At 61.8% G+C, this 22,640-nt stretch carries 20 protein-coding genes; 9 read left to right on the top strand and 11 right to left on the bottom strand.

The window, feature by feature from the left end; genetic code table 11:
* The first annotated feature begins 83 nt into the window (after positions 1 to 83).
* Positions 84 to 1,007, top strand: coding sequence for a LysR family transcriptional regulator (locus G3O01_RS32820; protein WP_205811141.1), 924 nt, complete (start codon positions 84 to 86; stop codon positions 1,005 to 1,007).
* Between the two features lie 83 nt (positions 1,008 to 1,090).
* On the top strand, positions 1,091 to 2,788 hold the full coding sequence (locus G3O01_RS32815) for a dihydroxyacetone kinase family protein (RefSeq protein ID WP_205811140.1): 1,698 nt from the start codon (positions 1,091 to 1,093) through the stop codon (positions 2,786 to 2,788).
* Between the two features lie 16 nt (positions 2,789 to 2,804).
* Here G3O01_RS32815 and G3O01_RS32810 read toward each other — a convergent pair whose 3' ends face one another.
* Positions 2,805 to 3,812: an aliphatic sulfonate ABC transporter substrate-binding protein gene (locus tag G3O01_RS32810; RefSeq protein WP_205811139.1), complete on the bottom strand. Its 1,008-nt coding sequence runs from the start codon at positions 3,810 to 3,812 to the stop codon at positions 2,805 to 2,807.
* Positions 3,813 to 4,079: 267 nt separating this feature from the next.
* On the opposite strand from G3O01_RS32810, the gene G3O01_RS32805 reads away from it, so the two are divergent.
* From G3O01_RS32805 to G3O01_RS32785, 5 genes are all read left to right on the top strand, one after another.
* Entirely contained in the window at positions 4,080 to 5,075 is a 996-nt protein-coding gene (locus G3O01_RS32805; RefSeq protein WP_205811138.1) for an ABC transporter substrate-binding protein, read from the top strand.
* A gap of 26 nt (positions 5,076 to 5,101) precedes the next feature.
* Positions 5,102 to 6,148, top strand: coding sequence for an ABC transporter permease subunit (locus G3O01_RS32800; protein WP_205811137.1), 1,047 nt, complete (start codon positions 5,102 to 5,104; stop codon positions 6,146 to 6,148).
* Positions 6,142 to 6,954, top strand: a complete 813-nt coding sequence (locus tag G3O01_RS32795; RefSeq protein WP_205811136.1) for an ABC transporter ATP-binding protein — start codon at positions 6,142 to 6,144, stop codon at positions 6,952 to 6,954. The genes G3O01_RS32800 and G3O01_RS32795 overlap by 7 nt, the downstream gene beginning before the upstream one ends.
* A gap of 39 nt (positions 6,955 to 6,993) precedes the next feature.
* Positions 6,994 to 8,037 carry an ABC transporter substrate-binding protein gene (locus tag G3O01_RS32790; RefSeq protein WP_205811135.1) on the top strand — a complete coding sequence of 348 codons (1,044 nt, stop codon included), beginning with the start codon at positions 6,994 to 6,996 and terminating at the stop codon, positions 8,035 to 8,037.
* Between the two features lie 492 nt (positions 8,038 to 8,529).
* Positions 8,530 to 9,642, top strand: a complete 1,113-nt coding sequence (locus G3O01_RS32785; RefSeq protein WP_205811134.1) for an ATP-binding protein — start codon at positions 8,530 to 8,532, stop codon at positions 9,640 to 9,642.
* 561 nt (positions 9,643 to 10,203) lie between these two features.
* Here the strand turns inward: G3O01_RS32785 and G3O01_RS32780 are convergent.
* The 3 genes from G3O01_RS32780 to G3O01_RS32770 all read right to left on the bottom strand — a co-directional run bounded on the left by G3O01_RS32780 (position 10,204) and on the right by G3O01_RS32770 (position 13,329).
* Positions 10,204 to 11,565: a porin gene (locus G3O01_RS32780; protein ID WP_241024454.1), complete on the bottom strand. Its 1,362-nt coding sequence runs from the start codon at positions 11,563 to 11,565 to the stop codon at positions 10,204 to 10,206.
* Between the two features lie 831 nt (positions 11,566 to 12,396).
* A complete protein-coding gene (locus G3O01_RS32775; RefSeq protein WP_205811133.1) occupies positions 12,397 to 12,654 on the bottom strand; it encodes a hypothetical protein in 258 nt (85 codons plus the stop codon).
* An 87-nt stretch (positions 12,655 to 12,741) separates the two neighbouring features.
* Positions 12,742 to 13,329 (bottom strand): DUF1003 domain-containing protein, encoded by a 588-nt coding sequence (locus G3O01_RS32770; RefSeq protein ID WP_205811132.1) that lies wholly within the window; start codon positions 13,327 to 13,329, stop codon positions 12,742 to 12,744.
* 276 nt (positions 13,330 to 13,605) lie between these two features.
* Between G3O01_RS32770 and G3O01_RS32765 the strand changes: the two genes are divergently transcribed.
* The gene (locus G3O01_RS32765) at positions 13,606 to 14,427 is read left to right on the top strand and encodes an alpha/beta hydrolase (protein ID WP_205811131.1); all 822 of its coding nucleotides are present in this window, start codon (positions 13,606 to 13,608) and stop codon (positions 14,425 to 14,427) included.
* A 92-nt stretch (positions 14,428 to 14,519) separates the two neighbouring features.
* Here G3O01_RS32765 and G3O01_RS32760 read toward each other — a convergent pair whose 3' ends face one another.
* The 3 genes from G3O01_RS32760 to G3O01_RS32750 form a co-directional block, all read right to left on the bottom strand.
* A complete protein-coding gene (locus tag G3O01_RS32760; RefSeq protein ID WP_205811130.1) occupies positions 14,520 to 14,951 on the bottom strand; it encodes a hypothetical protein in 432 nt (143 codons plus the stop codon).
* Between the two features lie 133 nt (positions 14,952 to 15,084).
* Positions 15,085 to 16,290: an acyl-CoA dehydrogenase family protein gene (locus G3O01_RS32755; RefSeq protein WP_205811129.1), complete on the bottom strand. Its 1,206-nt coding sequence runs from the start codon at positions 16,288 to 16,290 to the stop codon at positions 15,085 to 15,087.
* 25 nt (positions 16,291 to 16,315) lie between these two features.
* Positions 16,316 to 17,248, bottom strand: a complete 933-nt coding sequence (locus G3O01_RS32750) for an ABC transporter substrate-binding protein (RefSeq protein WP_205811128.1) — start codon at positions 17,246 to 17,248, stop codon at positions 16,316 to 16,318.
* A gap of 196 nt (positions 17,249 to 17,444) precedes the next feature.
* On the opposite strand from G3O01_RS32750, the gene G3O01_RS32745 reads away from it, so the two are divergent.
* Positions 17,445 to 18,356 carry a LysR family transcriptional regulator gene (locus tag G3O01_RS32745; RefSeq protein WP_205811127.1) on the top strand — a complete coding sequence of 304 codons (912 nt, stop codon included), beginning with the start codon at positions 17,445 to 17,447 and terminating at the stop codon, positions 18,354 to 18,356.
* 13 nt (positions 18,357 to 18,369) lie between these two features.
* Here the strand turns inward: G3O01_RS32745 and G3O01_RS32740 are convergent, their stop codons facing one another.
* The 4 genes from G3O01_RS32740 to G3O01_RS32725 are packed head-to-tail and all read right to left on the bottom strand — an operon-like array spanning position 18,370 to position 22,481.
* Complete coding sequence (locus tag G3O01_RS32740; RefSeq protein ID WP_205811126.1) at positions 18,370 to 19,977, bottom strand: rhodanese-related sulfurtransferase; 1,608 nt, start codon at positions 19,975 to 19,977, stop codon at positions 18,370 to 18,372.
* Entirely contained in the window at positions 19,974 to 20,570 is a 597-nt protein-coding gene (locus G3O01_RS32735; RefSeq protein WP_205811125.1) for a cysteine dioxygenase, read from the bottom strand. The genes G3O01_RS32740 and G3O01_RS32735 overlap by 4 nt, the downstream gene beginning before the upstream one ends.
* Positions 20,570 to 21,385, bottom strand: a complete 816-nt coding sequence (locus G3O01_RS32730; RefSeq protein ID WP_205811124.1) for a class II aldolase/adducin family protein — start codon at positions 21,383 to 21,385, stop codon at positions 20,570 to 20,572. Before G3O01_RS32730 ends, G3O01_RS32735 begins: the two co-directional genes overlap by 1 nt.
* A gap of 19 nt (positions 21,386 to 21,404) precedes the next feature.
* The gene (locus tag G3O01_RS32725) at positions 21,405 to 22,481 is read right to left on the bottom strand and encodes an LLM class flavin-dependent oxidoreductase (protein ID WP_205811123.1); all 1,077 of its coding nucleotides are present in this window, start codon (positions 22,479 to 22,481) and stop codon (positions 21,405 to 21,407) included.
* Positions 22,482 to 22,640: the final 159 nt, after the last annotated feature.

Genomic DNA, 22,640 nt, shown 5'->3' with positions numbered 1-22,640 from the left:
AGTGACAGTGTCGCCGGTTTGCGTTGTTGAATAAACCCATCTAAAGTGTACGGGCTGTTGAAAATCTTGAACAATGGCCTGCCATGGAACTCAACGATCTTGCCGCTTTCGTGTCGGTGGCGCGCGCGGGCGGCTTTCGCGATGCAGCGCGCCTGAGCGGCGTGTCCGCATCCAGCCTGAGCATTGCCGTGCGCCGTCTCGAAACCAAGCTCGGCTTGCGGCTGCTGAACCGCACCACACGCAGCGTCGCGCCGACGGAAGCGGGCCAGCGGCTCATCGACAAGCTCACGCCGCTTTTCAGCGAAATGGAAGCCGCGCTCGACGTCCTCAACGTGTTCCGCGACAAGCCGAGCGGCACGCTGAAGCTCAACGTGCCGTCCAGCGCCGCGCGCATCGCGCTGCCATCTGTCGTCGCGCCGTTCCTGAAGATGTATCCCGACATCCGCGTCGAAGTCGTCGTTGAAGACGGCTTTGCGGACGTGCTGTCGATTGGCTGCGACGCGGGTATCCGTTATGAGGAGCGGCTCGAACAGGACATGATTGCCGTGCCTATCGGCCCGCGCGTGCAGCGCTTTGCGACGGCGGCGACGCGCGAATATCTCGATGCGCATGGCCGCCCCGAGCATCCGCGCGATCTGCTCGAACACGCGTGCCTGCGCGGCCAGTTCGCGGGCGGCGCGATGCCGACCTGGGACTTCGAGCGCGATGGCGAAGTGGTGCGGCTCGATCCGACGGGGCCGCTGGTGGTCAGGCCGAGCGCCGCGATCGAGCTTGCAGTGAGCGCCGCGCTCGAGGGTGTGGGCGTGATTCATCTGTTCGAAGGCATGCTGCGGCCGCATCTCGATAGCGGCGCGCTGGAGCCGATTCTGCAGCCGTGGTGGCAGACGTTCTCCGGGCCGTTTCTCTACTATCCGGGCCGGCGCCATCTGCCCGCGCCGCTGCGCGCATTCGTCGATTTCCTGAAGGAGCAAGCCGCGGCCGATGCGTCGTCTGCGCACACCGGCTAAAGTGTGCGTTCAGGCTACCGCCCGCGCTTCCCACGTTCATTGCCCACGTTCATCTTCATCCGAATTCATCGAGGCTCTGCGCCATGAAAAAACTGCTGAACGATCCGTCCCATGTCGTGCGCGAGATGCTCGAAGGCCTTGCGATGCTGTCGCCCGACACGGCCTTGCTGCGCGACGAGAATGTCGTCGTGCGGCGCGATCTGCCGGCACCGGCTGCACGGCCTGTCGCGATCATTTCGGGCGGCGGCAGCGGGCACGAGCCTGCGCATGCGGGCTATGTCGGCGAAGGCATGCTGGCGGCGGCCGTGTGCGGCGAAGTGTTCACGTCGCCATCGACGGATGCCGTGCTGGCTGCGATCCGCGCATCGGCGGGACCGAACGGGGCGCTGCTGGTCGTGAAGAACTACACGGGCGACCGCCTGAATTTCGGACTCGCGGCCGAACTGGCGCGTACTGAAGGCATTCCCGTCGAAGTCGTCGTGGTCGCGGACGACGTGTCGCTGCGCAACACCGTCGAGCGCGGGCGGCGGCGCGGCATCGCGGGAACCGTGTTCGTGCACAAGGTTGCGGGCGCGGCGGCTGCGGCAGGCAAGTCACTCGCGGATGTCACGGCGCTCGCGCGCAGTGCGGCCGACGCGATCGGCACGATGGGCGTTGCGCTCGACGGTTGCACGCTGCCCGCAACGCAACAGTCGAGCTTCAGTCTCGCGGACGACGAGATCGAACTCGGTCTCGGCATTCATGGCGAAAAGGGCGTGCAACGCACAAAGCCAATGCCCGCAGACCAATTGACCGACACCTTGCTCGCCGCCATCACCGACGATCTGCAACTGGCCGGCGGCGAGCGCGTTGCGCTGCTCGTCAACGGGCTGGGCGCGACCACGCCGATGGAACTGGCCGTCGTCGCGCGTGCGGCGATCAACGGGCTCAAACAGCGTGGATTGCAAATCGAGCGCGCGTGGTGCGGCACGTTACTGTCGGCGCTGAACATGCCGGGGTGCTCGATCTCGGTAATGCGTGTCGACGACGCGCGTCTTGCGCTGCTCGATGCGCCGACCAAGGTCGCAACATGGGCGGGCGCGGGGCGTGTGAATGTCGATGGCGCGACGGGTATCGCATCGGATGTAAAGGCTGAGCCGGTGTCGGGCGGCGACGCGTCGGCGCAACGCACGCCATTGCAACTCGCCTTCGACGCAGCCGCGCATGCATTGATCGCTGAAGAAGCGCACCTGACCGAACTCGATTCGAAAGCGGGCGACGGCGATCTCGGCTCGAGCATGAAGCGCGCGGGCGAGGCCGTGCTCGCGATCCCGGCGACAGCGTGGCCCACGCCGTCCGACGCGCTCGCCGAACTGGCCGTCACTTTGCGACGTGCGATTGCGGGCAGTTCCGGCCCGTTCTACGCGACGGCTTTGTTGCGCGCATCGCGCCGGCTTGGAGAGCGCAACGTGACTGCTGCGTCCGATTGGGCCGACGCTTTCGATGTCGCCGTCAACGCGATATCGGAACTAGGCGGCGCGCAGCCCGGCGAGCGCACGATGCTCGACGCACTGCGTCCCGCTGCCGACGCGTTCTCCGCTGCCGTCAAGCGCAGCGAACCGCTTGCGGCCGCGTGGGCCGCGACGGTCGATGCCGCAGAAAAGGGCGCCGAATCGACATCGAAGATGATGCCGCGCGTGGGCCGCGCGAGCTATCTCGGCGAGCGGGCAGTGGGCGAACCCGACGGTGGCGCGGTGGCTGTCGCGTGCTGGCTGCGCGCGTTGACGCCGTTCGTGCGCTAAAGCCAGGCAACGCGCGTTAGCCTCCCGAAGTTTTGGGCCGCTTCGCCGTGAAGTCCCACAACTGCGCCTGATTCGTTTCGACGCGCGCGGGCAGCAGACCGTTCTTGAAGAACGCATCGGCGATGATCTGCTGCTCGCCGAAATTCTGCGGCGCCACGGCTCGCACCAGATAACTGCGCCGCGCGTTGGCTCGCTCGATCGTCGCGGCGTCGAGTCCCCACACGGGCGCAAGCGTTGTGGCCGCATCATCGGGATGCGCGCGCAGCCATTCGCCCGCTTCCTTCAGTTGATCGAACACGACCTGCACCACTTCCGGATGCGCATCGGCGAACGTGCGCGACGCGAGGTAGTAGCGTTGATACGAAGCCAGCCCGTCGCCATTCGCGAGGATACGCACATCGGCGTTTTTATCGACGGATGCGACATAGGGATCCCACGTAATCCACGCATCGACGCTGCCGCGCTCGAACGCCGCGCGACCGTCAGCGGGCGTCAGATAGCTGATCTTCACATCGGCGGCCGAGAGTCCTGCTTTGTTCAATGCCGCCAGCAACAGATAGTGACTGCCCGCTGCTTTCGTCACCGCGATGCGTTTGCCCTTCAGATCAGCGAGTGTTTTCAGCGGACTGTCGTTCTTGACGATGATCGCCTGCGCGCCCGGCGAAGGCGCTTCCTGCGCGACATACACGAAGCGCGCATGCGCAGCTTGCGCGAAGATCGGCACGGTGTCGGCAACGTCGGCGCTGAAATCGACGGCATCGACGTTGAGTGCTTCCGTCAACGGCAAGCCGCTCGTGAACTCATTCCACGAGACACGCACGTTTAACGGCGCGAGTGCTTTTTCGAGCGTGCCGCGTGCCTTGAGCAGCGTGATGAGCGTCGATGATTTCTGATAGCCGATGCGCAGTGCAATAGGTGCACCCGACGATTGCGCAAAGCTCTGCGCAGAAACCAGCGCAGAACTGAGCGAGACCAGAGAAACGAGTGCGAGGCGAGCGAAGGCTCGACGTGTCATATACGCCATACGTGTATTCCGTTTTCTGTATTGATTCGGGCGAGAGAATGGATCGATGCGCCATCGTAGCAACGGAATCGGCGCTTTCTAAGCGAATGTTTTAGCTATGGATCGCACGCTTGCAGATAAGCGAAGACTCTATGAAACGCGAACGAAACGCGTCATTCAAAAGATGCAAACCATAAATATTGCTGAGAGATAAACATATAGAAATAGAATAATTCTCACCGCGCGCCTTCGTCGTTACGCTTGCTTGCATATCGATTGCGAGGGCTTATGAGCGCTTCTGTTCCAACGTCTTTTTCTGCGCGGCGACGTGTGCTTCGCGCACTTGCTACGACGCCTGCTATCGCGGCAATGGGTGTATCGAGTGCGCGCAATGCACTCGCTGCCGACTCGGCGTCGACCACAATCGTGCTCGGCGATCAGGCGGGCGGCACACGTGCGCTGGCTGAAGCGGCCAAAGTACTCGACGGCACGCCGTACGCGTTTCGCTGGGCCAACTTTCAGGGCGCTGCGCCGCTCTTCGAGGCACAACGCGCGGGCGCTGTCGATCTCGCACCCGCTGGCGATCTGCCTGTGCTCGCGGCGGCTGTCGGTGATCCGACCTTGAAGATCGTCGCGACGCGTGTCGGCTCCGGCGCCCAACTCGGCATTCTCGTTGCGCAGGATTCGAAGATTCGCACGGTCGCGGATCTGAAGGGACGCACGGTATTTATTTCGTCGGCACGCGGCAGCATTTCGCAGTTCCAGCTATATGGCGCACTGGCGGAAGCGGGACTGTCGAAAGACGACGTGTCCGTGCGTTTCATCCTGCCCGTCGATGCATTCGCCGCCTTCGCTTCCGGTTCGATTGAAGTGTGGGCAACATTCGATCCTTACTACGGCATCGCGGTACAACGCGGCGCGCGCATTCTGCGCGACGGCACGGGCATCAATAGCGGACTGGGCTTCATCACCGCATCGGGCGCGTCACTTGCCGATGCCCGCAAGCGTGCTGCAATCGCAGACGTTCTGCAGCGCTATCAGCGGGCGGGCGACTGGGCCGTCGCGAACGCCGACGCTTACGCGCAGATCTACGCGACCCTCACGCGTTCGCCGCTCGACGCCGCAAAACAGATCACGAAGCGCGCGTCGCTCAAACAGCACTTGGTCTCCGACGCCGACATCGCGGCATTGCAAAAGGTCGCCGACGCCGCGTATCGCGATGCGATCCTGCCGCGCCGCATCGACGTGCGCGCGATCTCGGACACGACCATCGGCAGCGCGTAAGCCGCATTTTCAAGGAGCGTATCGACATGTCCTCATCCACTCAGGCAATCGATCTCACCGGCCTGAACGCAGACAATACCGCCGCGCCGCGCGATATCAGCAAGCAGGTGGCCGCCGTGCTGGCGACGCTGGCGTGGCTCGGCGGCGCGGCCGTGACGCAATGGTGGCACGCACTCGACGACTGGCCGTACACGGGCGAACTGGTGATCCTGAAGCTCGCGCTGGCGGCGTTGTCGGCGGCCATCGGCGTGCGAGCCTTCCTTGCTAACGGTTCGTCCACGCCGCATGTGGAAACGAAGCGCACGCGCATCGATACATGGATCGCGGCCTCGCCATGGCTGCTCGCGCTGGCGATCGGCATCACGGCATGGGAAATCGTCACCGCGCAGCTTGAATGGCTGCCACGACCTTTCTTTGCGCCGCCTCAGGCGTTGATTGCGGTGTATTTCGATGATCTGCCGAGGCTTGCATCGAGCGTCGCGCATTCGTTCGTGTTGCTCGCGTATGGCTATCTGCTCGGCGCGCTGACGGGTTTCGCGATCGGCGTGAGCATCGGCTGGTCGCGTGCGGTGGGCTACTGGCTGCATCCCGTGTTGCGTCTGATCGGGCCTTTGCCTGCTACTGCGTGGCTGCCGCTCGCGTTCTTCTTCTTTCCGTCGAGCTTCAGCGCAAGCGTGTTTCTGATCGCGCTGGCCAGTGCGTTTCCTGTGGCTGTGCTGACGTGGTCGGGCGTCGCGGGTGTGAATTCCGCGTACTACGACGTCGCGCGCACGCTGGGCGCACGCGCATCGTTCCTGATCTTGCGTGTGGCGATACCTGCCGCGTTGCCGTCGGTGTTCGTCGGGCTTTTCATGGGGCTGGGCGCGTCGTTTTCGGTGCTGATCGTCGCGGAGATGATGGGCGTGAAGGCGGGCCTTGGCTGGTATCTGCAATGGGCGCAGGGCTGGGCAGCGTACTCGAACATGTACGCCGCGCTGCTCGTGATGGCGCTGATGTGTTCCGGTCTGATCACGCTGCTGTTCAAGGTGCGCGACCGTCTGTTGGCCTGGCAAAAGGGATTGCTCAAATGGTAGCAGCTACTCAAGCAGCGCACGCGCACGCGGATGCGCGGCAGGGCGCGCGTATCGATGTGCGCAACGTCAGTCATCGCTTTGCATTGCGCGGGGAGTCGCTCCCCGTACTGGACGACATCAGCCTGACCGTCGAGCCGGGCGAGTTCGTCGCGCTGCTCGGACCGAGCGGCTGCGGCAAGTCCACGTTGCTGCGTCTGGTCGCGGGGCTCGATACGCCCGCGCGCGGCGCGCTGCATGCGAACGGCGAGCCGATTGCCGGGCCGGACCCGTCGCGCGTGGTCGTGTTTCAGGATCCGACGCTGTTCCCGTGGCGCACCGTGCGCGACAACGTGGGGCTCGGTCCGCAAGCGCAGCGCGCCGGACGTGATCGCCCAACGCGTGACGATACGGCGGCGCGCATCGACGCAGCGCTCGAACTGGTCGGCCTCGACCAGTTTGCCGATGCGTTCCCGCATCAACTGTCGGGCGGCATGGCGCAGCGCGCGGCGCTGGCGCGCGCGCTCGTCAACGATCCTCAACTGCTCGTACTCGACGAACCGTTCGGCAAGCTCGATTCGCTGACGCGCATCCGCATGCAGGGCGAACTGGTGCGTTTGTGGCAGGCCGCGCGTTTTTCGGTGCTGCTCGTCACGCACGACGTCGAAGAGGCGCTGTATGTGGCGAATCGCGTGATCGTGCTGAGCGAACGCCCGGCGCGCATCGTTGCGGAAGTGCGCAACGACGCACCGTATCCGCGACATCGTGACGACCCGAAGCTCGTCGCGCTGCGCCGCGAAGTGCTGGCGCAACTCGGCCTCGATACATGAACCTGCTCACGACCACACTACGCATTGGACAACAACGATATGAAACCCGACGACAACACTGAGCATTCGACGCCCGACAACCCGTCGCGCCGCACATGGCTGCGCAAGACTGCGTGGACGGCGGGCGCGGCCGCGCTGGGCGGCGCGTCGTTCCTGCCCGGCCTGCGCGCCGTGGCGGCGGACGAAAACCTCAAGCCGCTCAAGCTCTCGTGGAATGCGGGCGCGATCTGCACGGCGCCCGTGCCCGTCGCCGTCAATCAGGGGTTCTTCCGCAAGCACGGGCTCGATGTCGAACTGATCAACTTCGCCGGGTCCACCGACCAGTTGCTCGAAGCGATCGCCACCGGCAAGTCCGATGCGGGCGTCGGCATGGCGCTGCGCTGGATCAAACCGTTGGAGCAGGGCTTTGACGTAAAGCTGACGGCGGGCATCCACGGCGGCTGCATGCGCCTGCTTGCGACGAAGGCATCGGGCATCGTCGATCTGCAAGGGCTGAAAGGCCGCACCGTCGGTGTGAGCGATATGGCGAGCCCCGCGAAGAACTTCTTTGCGATCTCGCTGAAGAAGATCGGTGTCGATCCGGACAACGATGTGCACTGGCGGCAATATCCCGCGACCTTGCTCGGCGAAGCGCTGAAAAAAGGCGAAGTGCACGCGATTGCCGACGGCGATCCGACCATCTGGACGCTGCGTGAGTCCGACCATTTGCAGGAAGTGTCGAACAACCTGTGCGGTGAATACGCGAACCGCGTGTGCTGCGTGCTGGGCGTGCGCGGCTCGCTGATCCGCAAGGACCGCGCGACTGCGCAGGCATTGACACAGGCATTGCTCGAAGCGACGGAGTGGACGGCGAATCATCCCGCCGAAGCCGCCGCGATCTTCGCACCGAATGCGCCGAGCGCGAATGTCGCGCAATTGACGGCGATGCTGAAGAGCCATACGGACCATCATCATCCTGTCGGCGATGCGTTCAAGAAAGAGATCGCACTGTATGCCGACGATCTGAAGTCGGTCGGCGTCATCAACACCGGGACCGATTCGAACCGATTCGCAACCCGCGTGTTTTCCGACGTGCTCGCCTGAGCGCTTCGAGCCAGACTCGCGGCACGCTCTGTGCCGCGCTTTCTCGCGCTTCGCGGTGTCCGCCGCGAAGCGTATCCCTTCGCGTGATCGCGTATGCATCGTTACTGTATGGATGCTTACACCGCCGTGCGAATCCGATAAAAATCCCTGCACGTCGAAAGCATCGGCTGCGCGCGCGCGTCACTATGAGCGGCCATCGACAGGCAACGGCTTTAAACATGCTTACGCCGCCTGTCGCGTCGAACGAAGCGCAACTGGCGTTGGAATAAACGTTGCCGCGCGCTGTTGACGAGAGTTCGGGACGCATTACGCGAGAATCGCGCCCCGCCCGGACAGCCATGCCGCAGCCGGCGCGCGATGCGCGGCGGTTCCTGGAGCAGGGTCCGCTATTCGGGGCGAACCATACTGCAATGCGGGGCGCCGCTGCTGCGTGGCCGTCCCGCGCGTGGCGCGTGATCCGGCATTTTTCATTCTCCCGCTCTCGACATGAACATGGAACGCGTGTCCCTTCTTGCCAAACAAAACCCGACATTGAAGCTGACGCTCGCGGGCGGACTGGCCCTGGTTGTCTTTCTGGTCGATTCGTTTGGTCACTACGCGACGGCAATCATGGTGTTGTATTCGATCGTCGTGATGCTGGTGGCGACCGTGTTGTCGCGGCGCGGCACGCTGATCGTCGCGATTGCGTGCATCTGGGCGACGGTGCTCGGCTATCTGATCGGGCATCTCGACGAAGATTCGTTTTCGGCGCTCGCCCGCGCGACGGTTGCCTGTCTGTCGATTGTCGCGACGACGGCGCTGACCTTGCGCATACAGGCCGACAGCGCGCGTCTCGAGGAGCAGGTGCGAGAGTTGCACGACACGCATGAAGCATTGAACCGATCGACCACCGAGCTGGCGCATGCCACGCGTGTGACGATGCTTGGCGAACTGGCGGCATCGATTGCACACGAAGTGAGTCAGCCGCTTGCCGCGATCACCACGCACGGCGAAGCAGGTTTGCGCTGGCTGCGGCGCGAAAAGCCCAATCTGGACGAGGCGTGTCATGCGTTCGACGCGATGGTGAGCAATGCGCGCCGGTCGAGCGAGATCATCCGCCGGATACGGGCGCTGGCCAGCAAGAGCGAACCGACGTTTGCGCTGCTGGATGTCAATAGCCTTGCTGTCGAGACGATCGATTTGCTGGATCGCGAGGTGAAGCGTTACGGTGCTGTTGTGAGAATGAATCTCGCGGCGGGTGAATTGATCGTGAACGGCGATCGGGTGCAATTGCAGCAGGTGTTGATCAATCTTGCCGTCAATGGATTGCAGGCGATGTCGTCGGTTCAGGACCGGGCGCGCGTGTTGAATGTGCGGACGCACGTTGAAGATGGGCAGAGGGTTTTTCTGACTGTTGAAGACTCTGGTGTGGGTATTTCGCCTGAGGTTGCGGCTAACCTGTTTAGTGCTTTTTTTACGACGAAGTCGGAGGGGATGGGGTTGGGGTTGTCTATCTGTCGTTCGATTGTTGAAGGACATGGTGGGTCTATTTCTTGTGATACGGGGACGGGTTCTGGTGCGCGGATGCGGGTTGAGCTTCCTGTTTATGTCTGTGTTGACGCTTGAGCGCGTCGGGCCTGGTTTTTTTGGTTTTTCGCTGGCAAAAGAAAGCCGCTGAACACCGCTCGCTCCTGTGTTTGCCCACGGGCCCCCAACGGCCCCGTCCTGTTCGCGGTATCGTTCTTTTCGATGCCCGCTGCCAGCGCTCTTATTGAGCGCCTCACCCGCTTCATACTCCCGCGTCGCCTCTAGCGCAATCAAATCGCCCACGTCCTATAGCGGCAAACTGTGTGTGGGCTCTCGCGCCGAACACGGATCACTTCGGACTGGAAAGCCGGATCGGTCGTGGGAGCGGTGATGGTGTGGCACGCGCGGTTTGCCGGTGATTTCGGTTTCGCGGAAACTGCGAAGGTGATGAGGCGGGATGCGACGACGTACCCGATTGCCGCATCTTTCGATCGGTTGACCCGTTTTCAGTTGTCTTCGTGTGTGGCGAGGCACTCGGTAGGCCTGGATGTTTGCGTCGGCTTGCGCAATATTCGTATCGCGGAAGCGGCCTTTGCCGAATGGGAGGCGCAGCATACGTCGCGGCCGGAAGCGGCGGCGTTGCTGCGCGGACCAGGAATTCTAGAACTTGTAGTCAAGTCCGACCGAAAAAGCCATCGGATGACCACCTGCGTAACAGAACGGCGCACCGGCGGAAATTGAACTGCCATCGTGACAGTCGTACGTGACGCTTCTGCCGCCTGCACCCAGTGCATAGTGGGCATTCGCCTCGTTGATCAGCAATGCGTAGTTTGCGTAGATGGACAGATTCTTGTCGACCACATGCCGATACAACAACGAGAACAGATTGGCGGCATTTGGCGGATTCGCGATGCCAAGTGCGTTCGGGTCGGCGGGTGCAGTATTGTGCTGACCGGGGTCTCCTGGCGTGCCGCCCGCATGTGCCCAACCGAAGCTTGCGAGGTCCTTGGGCGTGATGACCTGTGTCAGCGAGATCCAGAACCCGTTGCGGCTGCGTTCGTTCTGCGACTCCAGGTACGACGGGATCTTCCGGCGCAGCCATTCGTAGATCCCGCTGACCGTGGTGCCCGTCGAGAAGGTGTACTGCCCGCCAACCTTGAAGGCCCATTCGTTGCCGATGTCATTGGGATCCGTGCCGTCGGCCGAAGTCGCCGCAGCTGGCGTATTGGTGACGTCGCCGGACCGGTTCACGCCGCGATGCAGTTCGTAGGCTGCCGTCAGGTAGAGCGGGCCGCGTGTGTAGGCGACATTCGCGCTGTACGCGGTGCCGTAGCTGCCGTCGTTACAGGCGACGGGTCCGCCGCCGCTGCCAGGTATGTTGCCGCCCGTGCAATCGGATTCGCCCGAAGCCTGCGTCGAGTTTTCGTACCCCCGGTTTTGCCCAGGGGACACGAGCGCATTGAACGTGACGCCGGAGAAACTGGGCGACTCATACCAGATTGCATGATCGAGGCGCGTGCCGAACTCGACCCGATTATCGCCGCCTGTATTGCCCATGATCGCCGCGTAGTCGCCAGGTGTGCCGGAGAACGGATTCATGCGCTGCGTCGACGTCTTGTAGGGCGCATCCGTTTTGCCGATCTTCAATGCACCCCAAGCCGGAGATGCCAGACCAATGAAGCTGTTGCGCGAGGTCAACGCACCCTTCACCGTTGAATCTTGCGCGGAGTTCGAATTGGCCGTGCCCGCTGTCGCAGATACGTCGATCTGTGTTTCCAGCTGGAACACGAACGCCAATGGCGAGGCGCCGAAGTTGTGCTGGCCGCGCACGCCGAGATACGACAGGTTCGAAGAGATATCCGGCTGCCAACCCATGTTGCCTGCCGGCGAGACGACCGTGCCGTCGGGTCGCGTGTAGCTGCTCTTCAGCCCTTTGGTCGCATAGTCGGCGGAAAGATTCAGATCGCCGTAGAACTCGATGTTGCCGATGGCGGTCAGGAATTCCCGTATGCGCGAGGGCATGCCGCTGCTCCAGGCCGGACCGCTAGACGCACCCGGTTCAGCGGCTGTTGACGACGCGGCCGCAGGCGCTTCCGCGTACGCAGTTGCTGCCCGGCTGGAAGGAGGTGCTGTACCTGCGTGTTGCGCAGGGGCAGATGTTTCGCCGTTCGCTCGACCAGACTGGCTCGCTGTCAATTGGTCCAGGCGCACGCTCAAGGTGGCGAGTTGCCGCCGAAGATCCTGTATCTCCTGATCACGCGATTCGGGAAGCGCTTGCGCATACGCGGATGATCCGATGCCTCCCGATACGATACCTGCAAGCAAAAGGAGGCCTTCACCCAGCCATAGGCGGGTTGACAGTTTCATATGTTGTCTCCAAACCTGCTGTTGGATTTATTAGCGCCACAAGCCAGGAGGCAAGGGCACATTGACGTCAGGTTAGTGATCCTATTGATTTCGTACTGTTACTAACCTGCGAGGAGACTTTATGGATGGGAGACGCGAAAGAACATTAATTATTTTTTATGGTAACGATCAGGAAATGAAAGAATTCTTTCTTTCTTCTTCCATTGTTAATTGCAAAAAGCATTCGAAATAAAAACGAAAGCAATGCAAAAATCTTCCTGCGCAATCGCCTGAAAGCGACGTGGTTCATGCGGGGTAAGGCGCAGATCTCATTGTGTAGGTCTGTGCATTCGACCTGGAATAGCAAGGTCAGATTTTGAGATGCCTTCTCAATAATTACATATTGTTTTTAATTTGATAGGCGTTTTCAGTTTTGCGATTCGCCTTATGTTTTCAGTGATGAATAGGGTGATGGATATTTTATGCGACTGGTTATGTGAATCATTTTCAGGTTGAAAAGGCAAAGTAATCTTTTATAAGCCGGTAAAGTGATCGATCCGTCTGGCATCGATAGTAAAAAGCCCGTTCATGTAACGGGCTTCGCATGACACAGCAGTACTCCTGATGCAGCTGGCACGTTGTTGTCAGCGATCTCTGAGATGCGCGCCGGTCTGGCAATGCGACCGCTTCCGCAAACTTCTCATCGCGAGCCTTCGCGTAGCGCCGCGTCATGCGGCCGTCCTTGTGGTCGAGCAGCTTCTTCACGGGACAGCGCCTGAAGCACCAAAGCAAAACGTGGAGACAACAAAAACAGACCACCTCAGCGTCGCAGACAAACCCAAAGAAAAAACATCACACCGCGCCGCCAACCTTCGAATGCCTCTCCCGCGTAAGCTTCTCATGCACATCATTCGTGAGCCTGGCAATCTGCTCCGTAAGATCCCGCGTCAACTCCGTCAACTCGGTGTTCTGCCGCAAAAGCTCCTGCATCTGCGCAGCCTGATGCGCCAACGCCTTGTCACGCCGCTCAGCCGCGAGCGCTAGCGCTTCGCGATGCCGTGCATCGGCATCCGCATGTGCCTTGTCGCGATCGGCCTGGCGGGTCTGCGCAAGCAGGATCAAAGGCGCGGCATAGGCCGATTGCAGGCTGAATGCCAGATTCAACAGCACGAACGGATATACATCAAAGTGGGTAACACCGCAGACGTTCAACGCAATCCAGATCGCGACGATCACGGTCTGCGACAACAGAAACGTCGGCGTGCCGAAGAATCGCGCGAACGACTCCGCCTTCAGCGCAAACCAGTCGTTGCCGAATGCAGTCGAAAGATGCGCATGAGGAAGCTGAAAACGCAGATGATCACGTGACTCGTCGTTGTGCTGAGTGTGAACACAATCGTCGCCGTTTTGCGACGCAAGATACTTCGAATTGCTTTCCATGATTGCGGAGAAAAATGCCTGACCGGATGTATGCCGAGCATAGTGCTTTATCACGCAATGCGATTTCGCAATCGCACGCAGGTACTGGCGTCCGCACGACGCGAGCCACGACGCGAAAAAACGCGAATGGTCGTGCAGATACCAAAGCGTCGGGGCGATACACAAGGCATGTACTTCATTAGCCTGGATACTGGACTCATACGCGATGCACCGATGCAATGAAAGACCGCACGGCGCTGCGCGCGTATTTTGCGCATCAGTCAAGGAGTTCAAGTCATGGCTACGTTTGTATTGAAAGATGGTACCCAGCTCTTCTATAAGGATTGGGGTTCAGGTCAACCGGTAGTGTTCTCGCACGGCTGGCCGTTGAATGCCGACGCGTGGGACGCACAGATGATGTATCTCGCGGAGAAGGGTTATCGCGTGATCGCTCACGACCGGCGCGGCCACGGCCGTTCGAGCCAGCCTTGGGACGGTAACGATATGAGCCGTTATGCGGACGATCTCGCGGAACTGATCGAGCATCTCGATCTGAAGGATGCCGTGCTGGTCGGTCACTCGACGGGCGGCGGCGAAGTCGCGCGTTACATCGGACGTCATGGCACCCAGCGCGTGCGCAAGGCAGTGCTGATTTCCGCTGTGCCGCCGCTGATGCTGAAAACGCCCGCCAATCCGGGCGGCCTGCCGGTTTCAGTATTCGACGACATCCGCAAGGGCGTGATCGAAAATCGCTCGCAGTTCTTCAAGGATCTCGCCGTGCCGTTCTATGGCTTCAATCGCGAAGGTGCGAAGCCATCGCAGGGCACGATCGATGCGTTCTGGTATGCCGGCATGCAATGCTCGATCAAGAGCGCGTACGACTGCATCAAGGCATTCTCCGAAACCGACTTCACGGAAGACCTGAAGAAGATGACCGTGCCGACGCTGGTGCTGCAAGGCGACGCGGATCAGATCGTGCCGCTGGACGACTCGGGCAAGCTGTCGTCGAAACTGGTTCCAAACGGCAAGCTGAAGATCTACGAAGGCGCGCCGCACGGCATGTGCACGACCCATGCGTATCTTGTCAACGCCGACTTGCTGCAGTTCATTCAGGAATAACAGCTGTGGTGTGCGGATCCTGCCGGTTATCCGGGCACGGGCAGGGTCTGGTCGTTCCCGTGCCGCGAGCAATCGCGCCACGGGTAACGGTGCTATTGAGCCGGTTCTTCGCGAGTCGCGAGCACAGGAAGTTGATCGTTATACAGGCCGTATTCGCGCGCCTCGCTGATATCGACGAGGCGCAGTCCGCTCGACGTGAATCGGCGCGCCGGTTCAGAGCGTACGCGACGACGCATCAGTATCGCGACGATCGCGGCGCCCGCCGCGCCCATCATCGCGCCCGCCGCGCCGCAAACCAGCGATGCCAGCGCCTGCTTGAGATCGGCTTCGAGGCCAACGCCCGTGACAGAGTAGAAGAGCGTCGGGCCGCCGAGCAAGCCCGATGCGGCGCCCCAGAATGCGCCCGTTGCCGTCCAGTACTTCACGCGTCTGTGCGCCGCGGAATCGTGTGCGGATTGCAGGTTGAATGAGCACGCCGGACGCTGCGTGGATACGAGGGCCAGCCGTTCGCGTCGATCGTTCACGTCTACCTCCTGACTGCCTGTTTCGCATGGCGCCGCATCTATCGAGCACGGCGGTGTGTGAATGCATTGTCAGGTGACTGGAAGGTCGTGGATTACGAAATGACACGGCGTTCAGCCGGTTTGCACGGTCGCGCTACGAAAACGCCGCGAATGCCGCGCGGCCCAGATTGCCCAGCACTGTATCGTTTTGCGGCGTGTGAATGCGTGCACACAGCGCGTCGCGATAGTGCCGTTCAAGCGGATTGTTGCGGCTCAAGCCTGGGTTGCTGCTCGCTTCGAGCGCGAGCTGGACGGCTTCGATCGCCTGCCGGCTCACCAGATATTTGATGGCCGGCGCTTCCGCTACGCTCACATGGCCGACTGCACCTGCGTCGAGCAATACGCGGTTATTGAAAAGCAAGGCGTCGATACGTCCCACCGTCTGCTGAAAACTGTCGAGACTCGATAACGGCGCATCCAGGCTCAAGGGCACGCGCTGTGCCGTCCACTGCACGAACCAGTCGCGCGCCGCACGTGCGACGCCGTCGTAGATCGACGGCAATAGCACGTTCATCCACACGCTCGTCACAGGGTCTATGCCGTTGGCCGGGCCGGGTGCCTGCAGATCGACTGCATGATCGAGTGGCACGCGCACGTCGTCGAAGACCACTTCGTGACTGCCCGTCGCGCGCATGCCGAGATGATTCCATGGCTCGCCGAAGCGGATGCCGGGCGTGTCGCGATGCACGAGCCACGTACCGACGCGCGGGGATGCGTCATCAGTACGACCCCAGACGGCAAACCATGTCAGTCCCGGACTACCCGTCGAGTAGAGCTTGCGGCCGTTCAATATCCAGTGGTCGCCTCGCTGTTTGCCAACAGTAGTGGGCAATCCGCCGCGCGACGGCGAACCGAGTTCCGGCTCGACGCGCAACGAATTGATCAGCGCGCCATGCTCCACGGCGTCGCGCGCGATGCGTTCCTTGAGCGCGACGGGCCAGTTGGGATTGGCCTGCAAACGCAGATGGTAAAGACACTGCATGACGACGATCAATGCCGTCGACGGCTCGCCGCGTGCGATCGCGCGTATCACCTTCAACGCTTGCGCGAGCGTCGCCTCATACCCGCCGAGCGCACGCGGCACCGTCAACGCGAGCAGTCCTGCGCGGCGCAGCTTCGCGAGATTGTCGTGAGGAAAGTGCGGGCCGGCATCGAGTGCAGCGGCGCCTGCTGCGAATTCATTGGTCAATGCTGTGAGCCACGCGTCCGCGCGTGGGCTGTCGAGATCGGCGAGCGCTTCGAGCGCGTCGGTGTCGTGCCCTGCATCGACGGGCGCAGTGTCGGGGTGGCGGCGTGTCATAGATGGCGTCAATTAGAAGGAGAGTTCAGCGCGCATCCAGCGGAAATTGCCGGTCGAAACTCGGCGCGACATCGAGCCGTGTCTTGATGACGTCCGCGCGTTGATAGAGATCGGCGGTCTTTTGCTGTTCGGCAACCACGTGATCGTCGATGGCGACAGGGTGAAGTTGTGCGCGCTGATAGACGGTCTTCAGCACTTCGGGCGGCAAGCCGGTGACGCGCGACTGCATCGCGGCGACTTCGTCGGGATGCGAAAGCGCCCAGCGTTGACCGGCCGCGACGCGCTTCAGGAAGTCGGCGATTTCCGCATGCCTGGCCTTGATCGACTCTTCGGTTGCCGCCTGAAAGCTCAGCCCTGACGAGAGATTCACACCGTTCGCGATGCTGCGGTCGTGATCGCGCTGTTCAGCGAGCGCGACGTACGGGTCCCACGTGGACCATGCATCGACATTGCCCGATGCGAGCGCGGCTTTTGCATCGGCGGGCTGCATGAAGCGCAACGACACGTCGGACAGCTTGATGCCGGCGCGCTCAAGCGTGGCGATAGCGAGGTAATGACCGATCGAGCCGCGCGTTGTCGCGATGCGCTTGCCTTTCAGATCGGCGGCGTTTTTGATGGGCGATTGATCCGGGACGATGATCGCGAGATCGACAGGTTGCGAGCGCGTCGCCGCAACGGCACGTACTTTCGCGCCAGCGGCATACGCGAAGATCAGCGGTGCGTCGCCCAGACCGCCGACGTCGATCGCACCTGCATTCAGCGCTTCTCCTAGCGGTTGCGCGGCAGGGAAGTTGAACCATTCGATCTTGTACGGTACATCCTTCAGTTGCCCCGACGCTTCGAGAATGCCGCGTGTCTGCAATTGCTGATCGCCGACCTTCAGGGTCGTTTCGGCATGAGCGGAGAACGGCGCAATGGATAACGCAACGAGAAGAAGTCGGGCGAGAAGACGATGCATGATGGTTCGTTATCGACGCAAGTGAATATGAAAAACACACGATACGCAGGCGTTTTTTATAAGGCAAACGCATTGTTCTGCTTTACTAATATGCGAGGCCGAAATGCGTGCGCGCTCTTGAAGATGCAGCGACAATCGCGCTAAGCTCGGCGCGTGACGTCGTATCGTTCATCCATCATCAGGCGGAAAGTACTCAATGAAACTCGATGAGATCGAGGCATTCGTCGCTGTCGTACGCAGTCAGTCGTTGAGTCAGGCGGCCAATTCACTGGCGCTCACGCAGCCTGCCGTCACGCGCCGCATTCAGAATTTCGAAGAGGCGCTCGGCGTGGCCTTGCTCGACCGCAATACCAAACCGTTGAAGACGACGCCGATGGGACGCGCCGTCTATGAACAATGCCGCGCAATCGTGCGCGAGGTCGACATGCTCAGGCACCTCGTCACCGACGATGCGCCGCTCGCCGGCGTATTACGGCTCGGCGTTGCGCAGACGGTTGCGGACGTCGCGATGCTCAGGGCGCTGCATGCGCTGCGTGAAGCACACCCGGAATTGCAGGCGCGCGTATCGACGGGTTGGGGCAGTCCGCTGCTGCAAAAGGTCGAAGACGGCGAACTGGATGCGGCCGTCGTGCTGTTGCCCGTTAATCGGACGCTACCCGAAGCACTGGTTGGCGACATGCTCGGGCCGTTGAAGCTGGCTGTCGTCGCACGCAAGGGGAGCATGAAGAAGCGGATCCATACGCTCGCGGACTGTCAGGCACAAGGCTGGGTGCTGAATCCCGATGGCTGCGGCTTTCGTGCTGGATTACAGCACGCGCTCGCTGCACAGGGCTACGCATTGAAGCTGAATCTGGAAACGCTCGGCACCGAGCTGCAACTCGGCCTCGTTGCGGATGGTGTCGGGTTGGGTCTCGTACCGTTGCCGCTGTTGAACGCAAGCACGCATGCAGCGCAACTCGACGTAATTCAACTCAGTGACTTCAAGCCTGAAATCGCGGTGTGGATGGTGCGTTCGCGTGCGCTCGGCAAGATGCAATCGGCGTTGACAGTGCTGGCGGACAGCATCGAACGAAGCTTCAAGGCCGCGCGTCTGTCGCGCGCGGCCTGAACTACAGCGCAGATCAGATCACGAAGAACCCATGCGTGCCGTCGCGTTCCAGTTGCGCGACTAAACCGTATTCCCACTCCAGATATGCATTCATGGCTTCGCGAGCGTTATCGGTGCCTTCATACGGACGCCGATAACGGTCGATGCGTGGCGACGCGAGATGCGCTTCGCCGCTTTCGACAGGCAAGCCCGCGCGTGTCCACGCTGACGTTCCGCCCTCTAGCACATGCACGGGTTTGCCGGTCAATGCGGCGATCTCAGGCGCGATGTACGGCGCCAGCGCAGCCGTCCCGCATGTGACGACGTAGCGCTTCGCATCGGGCAACGCGCGCAGATCGTCGAATGCATTCGAAAGACGTGAGCGCACGATCCAGTGAGCGCCGGGTATATGCGCTTTCACATGATTCGCGCTCGTCGTGACATCGAGCACGACGGTGCCGCTCGCGTCGTCCGCGAGCCATGCCGCGAGTTCAGATGGGCTCAGTGTCTGCGTGGCGGCGGGCTGCGGTTTGGCCGCCTGCCATGGTCCGCTGGCGGTCAGAGCGTCGAGCGATGCGCCGTCCACCACATAGGTGTCGATGTTCATCTGCGCGAGCCACGTAGCCGTCATGTTCGCGCGCACGCCGTCGTCGTCGAACAGCACGACACGCGCGCCGCGCACGGGCGCGAACATGTCGGTCTCCTGCACCAGTTGTCCGCCCGGCGCGCCCTGGAAACCAGGTGCGTGCGCGCGTTCGTATTCGGCGGGCGTGCGCACGTCGAAGCGATAAGTGGTGCGCGAGGAATCGGCGGCCCAGCGTGCGGCTTCGTCGAGCGTCGTGCGGCTCACGCCGGCGCGTTGCGCGAGCGCCAGTGACGCGCGGCGCGATGCGTCCAGGTCTGCGTTGTCGAGTCCCGCTTGCGGATCGAAGAGCCGGTCGCTGCCATGTTCGAGTTGCTGGCCCGCGAGCGTCCAGCCGATCGTGCCGTTGCGGAGCGCCGCAACGGGATTCGGCAGCCCTGCATTGACGAGCGACTGCGTGCCGATGATGCTGCGCGTGCGTCCCGCGCAATTGACGATCACACGCGTGGTCGGCTTTGGCGCCAGCGCACGCGCGCGCAGCACCAGTTCTGCGCCCGGCACGCTGATGCTGCCGGGAATGTTCATCGTCTGATATTCGTCGAAGCGGCGCGCGTCGAGCACCACGACGTCGTCGCCATTCTTCAGCAGCGCATCGACCGCTTCCGCCGACAGCGACGGCGTATGCCGCTGCGCCTCGACGAACTCGCCGAATGCCTTGCTTGGCACGTTGACGTCGCGAAAGACTTCGCCGCCTGCACGTATCCAGCCGTCCAGGCCGCCATCGAGCAGCGCGACGTTCGTGTAGCCCAACGACGTCAGCTTGTCGGCGGCGCGCTCGGCGAAACCTTCGCCGGCATCGAACAGCACGATGGGCACATCGCGACGCGGCAGACGCGTCCACGCGTCGAGTTCGATACGCGACAGCGAGAGATTGGCTGCGAACAGCGGATGAGACTGCGCATGCGGATCTTCTTCGCGCACGTCGAGCAGCGCGATTTCACGCTTCGCGAGCAGTGCTTCGCGTACGTCCTGATACGTGCGCACGGGATATGACTTCATGAATGACGACGTTCCTTGCTGAGATCCCACAGATTGGGGATGGTTTCGTTCGAATAGCCGGAGATGAAGGGCTTGCTGACGCCATCGGGTGCGTAAGTCGAGCGCAGCACGGCACCAATGTTAGCGCCATAGACGTGAATGCTGACCGACACGCGGTCGTCGTACGCATTGCGCACGCGATGAATATCGCCGATTTGCGGCGACACGGCTTCGACAGCGCCTGTTTCAAGGCGTATTTCGTCGCCCGTCTGCCGGAAGGTGCCGTTGTCTTCGCGTGAGTACGGCGCGGCCAGTTCCGCGCCGCGCAGCACACCGATCAATCCCCACACGGTGTGATCGTGAATCGGCGTCTGCTGTCCCGGACCCCAGACGAAGCTGACAACCGAGAAGCGCTGCTGCACGTCGGCATAGAGCAGGTATTGCTGATAGCGCTCGGCAGAAGGCTGCGCGTAAGCGTCGGGCAACCAGTCGTCCACGTGAATCAGTTCGCGCAATGCATTCGCGCCACGCTCGAGCAACTCGGGTTCATCGGCTTTCGCATCGACCAACGCCGCGATTTCACCTACGAAATGACGCAGTTTGTGATTCGCCATCAGTCGAGCAACTCCGGCTCGGCTTCGACGAGGCCTTCGTACAGGCTCTCGAATGCGTGCTGTGCGCCGCCTGGACGGCCAACCTGCTGATGCGTCAGCGCGGCCATATCGTGCGGGATCGGTTGCGGCGTGCCTGCGGCTTGCGCAAGCAGTTGCGCGTGGCATGCATTGTCGAGTGCGATGTACCACCACGCGGCTGCTTCGACGGTTGGCCCCGCTGTCAGGATGCCGTGATTCTTCAGGATCACAGCCTTGTGCTGGCCGAGTGAATCGGCGATACGCGCGCCTTCGTCCGTGTCGAGCACGACGCCTCTGAAGTCGTCGAATAGCGCATGGTCCTCGTAGAACGAGCAGGCGTCCTGCGTCAGTGGATCGAGCTTGCGTCCCAACGCGGACCACGCCTTGCCATAGAGCGAATGCGTGTGTGCCGCGGCCACGACGTCGGGCCGTGCTTTGTGAATCGCCGCGTGTATCGCGAACGCGGCCTGGTTTACAGGGCCGTCGCCAACAACGATCTCACCATGACGATTGACGAGCAACAGGTCGGACACGCGGATGCGCCCAAAATACTTGCCGAGCGGATTGACCCAGAAATGATCGGTCCATTCGGGATCGCGCGCAGTGATGTGTCCCGCGAGACCTTGCGCGAAGCCGTAACGCGCGAACAGACGGAATGCGCCTGCCAGGCGTTCCTGCCGATGGCGACGCTCCTGAGCGATCGTGCGCTGCGGCGCGGTGTCATCGTCGAACCAGAACTTGCGCACGGGTGTCCGGCGGAAATCGGCGGCCTTTGTATCGTGGAGTACGGTGCTCATATGCTGGTCTGCTCCGTTATCACGCCGCGCGGCGGGCGCGGGACGTGAGTTCGCGCGTCGCGGGAATCAGTTCGCGGCCATAGTCGATCGCATCTTCGAGCGGATCGAAGCCGCGCACGAGAAACGTCGTCACGCCGAGTTCATAGTATTCGGAGAGCGTTTGCGCGACCTGTGCAGGCGTGCCGACCAGCGCAGTCGAATTCGAGCGTCCGCCGATTTCCTTCGCGACAGCTGTCCACAACCGGTCGTCGGCACGCACGCCGTCACCGGATGCCGCGAGCAGACGTTTTGCGCCTTCGCTCTGCTGCGGGCCGCTGCGCGAAAAGCCCTGTTCGACGCGCAGGCGCCGCGTCTCTTCCAGAATGTGTTCGGCGCGTTCCCACGCGGCCTTTTCCGTCGATGCAAGGATCGGACGGAACGACACGGAGAAGCGCACATCGCGGCCGTGTTTCGCGGCTTCGGCGCGCACGCGCGCGATCAGTTCCGCGACCTGCTGCTTCGATTCACCCCACAGCGCGTAGACATCGGCATGCTTGCCCGCAACCGTGAGGGCAGCGCCTGATGCGCCGCCGAAATAGATCGGCACATGCGGCGTCTGTTTCGGCTTGACGTCGGAGAAGGCCTTTTCGAAGCGATAGAAACGGCCTTCATGATCGAACGGTTCGTTTTCGGTCCAGACACGCCGCAGAATCTGCAGATACTCGTCGGTGCGTGCATAGCGTTCGTCGTGCGAGAGATAGTCGCCGTCGCGGCGCTGGTCTTCGTCACTGCCGCCGGAGATGAAGTGCACGGCGAGACGTCCGCCGGAGAAATGATCGAGTGTGGCGAGTTGCCGTGCGGCCAGCGTCGGCGCGACAAACCCCGGACGATGCGCGAGCATGAAATTCACGCGCGACGTGACGCTTGCGGCATAGGCAATCGTGATCGTCGCATCGGGGCTCGTCGAGCTATGCGGCACCAGGATGCGGTCGAAGCCCGCGTTTTCGTGGGCCTGCGCGAAGGTGCGCACGTAGTCGGTATCGATCGCCGGGCCTTGCGGGAGATGCGTTTCCGATACCTTGCGCTGCTGGATCATGCCGATGAATTCGACGCTCACGTTGGCTCCTTGCCGTATGTTCCGCTTCGACGGACGTTTGAGTGTGAAAGCAGACGCACACGGCGTCCACAGGTCGAATTCAGGTTATCAGCGCGTTATGCAAAAATTAAATAGTAAATTCAGATAAAGATATCGGGTGCGCATGTTAGACGCGGCGCT

It is taken from the genome of Burkholderia sp. Ac-20365 (assembly GCF_017104715.1).
GTDB lineage: Bacteria > Pseudomonadota > Gammaproteobacteria > Burkholderiales > Burkholderiaceae > Paraburkholderia.
The sequence above is the reverse complement of the archived record's forward strand: the minus strand, read 5'-3'. Positions and strand labels throughout refer to the sequence as shown.